The sequence below is a fragment of the Candidatus Deferrimicrobiaceae bacterium genome (genome assembly GCA_035256765.1).
In the GTDB taxonomy this organism is placed as follows: Bacteria; Desulfobacterota; Deferrimicrobia; order Deferrimicrobiales; family Deferrimicrobiaceae; genus CSP1-8.
In genome coordinates this window covers 1-2,993 of the sequence record DATEXR010000127.1, presented here as the reverse complement: position 1 = coordinate 2,993, position 2,993 = coordinate 1, and the positions used below count along the sequence as shown (strand labels likewise).

Sequence of the window (2,993 nt, the reverse complement as noted above, 5' to 3'; positions counted from 1 at the left end):
CCGGCAAGGTGAACTCGAACGTCGACCCGGCGTCGACTGCGCTTTCGACCTTCAGGTCGCTTCCGTGCAGTTCGAGGATTCTGCGGGCGATGACCAGGCCCAAGCCCGCGCCTTCCCCGCCCTTCCCCGCGTCTCCGTATTTTCCCGGGATCGGGTCGAAAAGACGGGAAAGCCGCTCGGGGGGAATGCCGCAACCCGTATCCGAAACACGGACGGTCAACCCCGCGTCCTTCTCTTCCGCGGAAATGATGATTTCCCCGTCTTCCGGGGTGTGCCGCAGGGCGTTGCCGACCAGGTTCTGCAGAACCCGCTCGATCAGGCCGATGTCGGCGAAGACGAACGGGATCCCTTCCGCGATCCGCATGGACAGACGGATCTTTTTCTCCTCCGCGTCGAGCCGGAACTTCTGCAGGACGTCCTGGGCAAGGTCGCCCAGTGAAAACCGCTCTTTCCGGATCGCGACATCGGGGGAATCGAGCATGGAGAGTTCGAACAGCGACGAAACCAGCGTGGAGAGCCGCCGGCAGTGGCTTATGGCAACCCGCAGATACTCCTTCCGATCCCCGGGGGAAAGCCCGCCCTCTTTCAGGGAGAGCGTTTCGAGGTATCCCTGGAGGGAGGTCAGCGGCGTGCGCAGATCGTGGGAGACGTGGGTAATCAATTCCCGCCGAAGGTTGTCGGCCTGGCGCAGGTCCCGGATCTGCTGGGCGATCCGGTCCGCCATCTGCCGGAAGGCGGCTCCCAGCCGCTCGATCTCATCCCCCTTGCCAACGTCGAACCGGCCGAAAATCTTCGGGTCATCCGAAAACCCGCTCCGCTGGAACTCCTCCACGGCCTTCGCCAACCTTCGGTGCCGGTAGGTAAGCCGGAAGAAAAGGAGCAGGCCGGCAAGGAGGGCGAAGAGCACCCCGCCCGCGGCGGCAAAGGTGCTAAGCCTCAGGATGTAGCTCCCATGGAGCATCCGGGAGACCGTGTCGACCTCCTCCCCGCTCAAGATGACGTAGAGATACCCTTCCACGGGCCCTTCCGGAGGGACCGGAGCGACGGAGAATACTTTCCGTTTTTCGGGGTTGCGCGGATCGTCTCCCAGGATGGGAAGCGCCTCCGTTTCGCTGAGGAACTTCTTCAGGGGCGAAAGGGAAACCCGCTCTCGTTTCACCTTGCCGGGAGGGGCGGAATAGGCAAGAATCCCGCCCTCCTTGTCGAGCAGGTACACTTCGATGCCGGGATGGACGGCCATCAGCATATGGAAGATCTGCCCGATCGCGCCTTCCTTCACGCGACCGTTCTCGATCAGGGGGGTCTCCGAGGCGATGTGTCGCGCGAGGGAACGGTTGAGCTTCTGCGTCATCTCCTGGAGATGGACGCGCGTCGTGAAGAGGGTCAGCAGGACGAACAGGATCCCGATGCCGAAAAACAACAGGAGCAGAACAGCGGAGAGCTTTCCGTAAAGCGTCTTGAACACCCGCTACCCCGTTTCCCGATCCCCGGGTTCGGCAAACCGGTAGCCGACCCCCCGCACCGTGAGGATGTACCGAGGTTTGGCAGGGTTCTTCTCGATCTTTTCCCGTAGCCGGTTGATGTGGGAGTTCACGGTGTGTTCATACCCTTGATAGCTGTATCCCCAGACCTTGTCCAGGAGCTGGGCTCGTGTGTACACCCGGCCGGGATGGCGGGCGAATTCCTGCAGAAGTTCGAATTCCCGCGCGGTGAGATGCACGGGGTTCCCTTCCACGGTCACCCTCCGTTTTTCCGGGTCGATCACCAGGTCGCCCGACTCGATCCTCTTCCCCGGCGCCGCCGGATCCTTCGCTCGAAGCGCTTCCACCCTGCGGAAAAGGGCCTTCACCCTGGCCAGGAGCTCGCGGACGTTGAACGGTTTCGTGAGGTAGTCATCCGCCCCCATCTCCAGCCCCACGATCCGGTCCACATCCGTCGACTTCGCGGTCAGCATCAGGATCGGCGTGTAGTCTTTCCGGTTTCGAATCCCCCGGCACACCTCCAGGCCGTCCATCCCGGGGAGGATGAGGTCCAGGATGACGATGTCGTAGGGCTTCGAGAGAGCCTGCGCAAGCCCCGTCTTCCCGTCGGATACGACGGTCACCGAATATCCCTCGTCCTTAAGATGGAGGTCCAGCAGGCGGGCGATATCCTTGTCGTCTTCGACCACGAGGACATTGCGGGACATGGGCCATCATACCATTCCGGCGTAACCGAACCGGGACCGGCGATCGTCGCCATCCCAATACAACCGTTTCGTGATGGTAACAATAGCGGGAATCCCGTGACGAATCGCAACGAATATGACATCGTCGTGATCTGGAGCAGGGAGTTCGACGTGGGAATCGGCCGGACCAATTTCACACGGGATCGGCGCAAAGCCGCAGCCGGTTGCCAATCGTTTCGCTTACGGAGGGAATCATGACGAACGTCACCGAGATCGCCCCGGACGTCTACCGCATTTCGACCTACAACGCCAACTATAAGCTTCAGTTCAATCAGTTCCTCGTCAAGGACGACGAGCCGCTGCTCTTTCACACCGGAATGAAGGGCGAGTTTGCGCTCGTGAAGGAAGCCGTTTCACGGGTCGTCGATCCCGCATCGATCCGGTGGATCAGTTTCAGCCATTTCGAGTCGGACGAGTGCGGATCGCTGAACGAGTGGCTCCAGGCGGCCCCGCAGGCGCAACCGCTCTGCACGGTCGTGGCGGCGCTTGTCAACGTCACCGATTTCGCTACCAGAGCGCCTCGCTGGATCCTTCCGGAGGACGCGCTCAAAACCGGGAAATATCGGTTCCGCCTCTACGCGACGCACCACCTGCCGCACTCCTGGGACGCGGGCATGCTCTTCGAGGAGACGAACCGTACGCTGTTCTGTTCGGACCTGTTTCTCCACGGAGGCGACGTGGAGCCGCTGACCGAATCCGACGTGGTCGGAAAGGCCCGGAAGGCGATGGTCGACTTCCAGTCGACGCAATTGCTGAACTCCTCCCC

At 61.7% G+C, this 2,993-nt stretch carries 3 protein-coding genes; 1 reads left to right on the top strand and 2 read right to left on the bottom strand.

Going from position 1 to position 2,993, the window contains the following annotated elements; genetic code table 11:
* Both VJ307_04370 and VJ307_04365 read right to left on the bottom strand, forming a co-directional pair.
* A partial coding sequence (locus VJ307_04370; GenBank protein ID HJX73370.1) for an ATP-binding protein occupies positions 1-1,465 on the bottom strand: 1,465 nt, incomplete at its 3' end.
* A 3-nt stretch (positions 1,466-1,468) separates the two neighbouring features.
* Positions 1,469-2,188 carry a response regulator transcription factor gene (locus VJ307_04365; protein ID HJX73369.1) on the bottom strand — a complete coding sequence of 240 codons (720 nt, stop codon included), beginning with the start codon at positions 2,186-2,188 and terminating at the stop codon, positions 1,469-1,471.
* A gap of 233 nt (positions 2,189-2,421) precedes the next feature.
* Here VJ307_04365 and VJ307_04360 point away from each other — a divergent pair.
* Positions 2,422-2,993, top strand: a 572-nt coding sequence (locus VJ307_04360; protein HJX73368.1) for an MBL fold metallo-hydrolase, incomplete at its 3' end; no start/stop codon positions are given.

Bases quoted from the DNA above. Each gene is read 5' to 3' on its own strand.
- VJ307_04365 (HJX73369.1), bottom strand. From the start codon at position 2,188: ATGTCCCGCAATGTCCTCGTGGTCGAAGACGACAAGGATATCGCCCGC.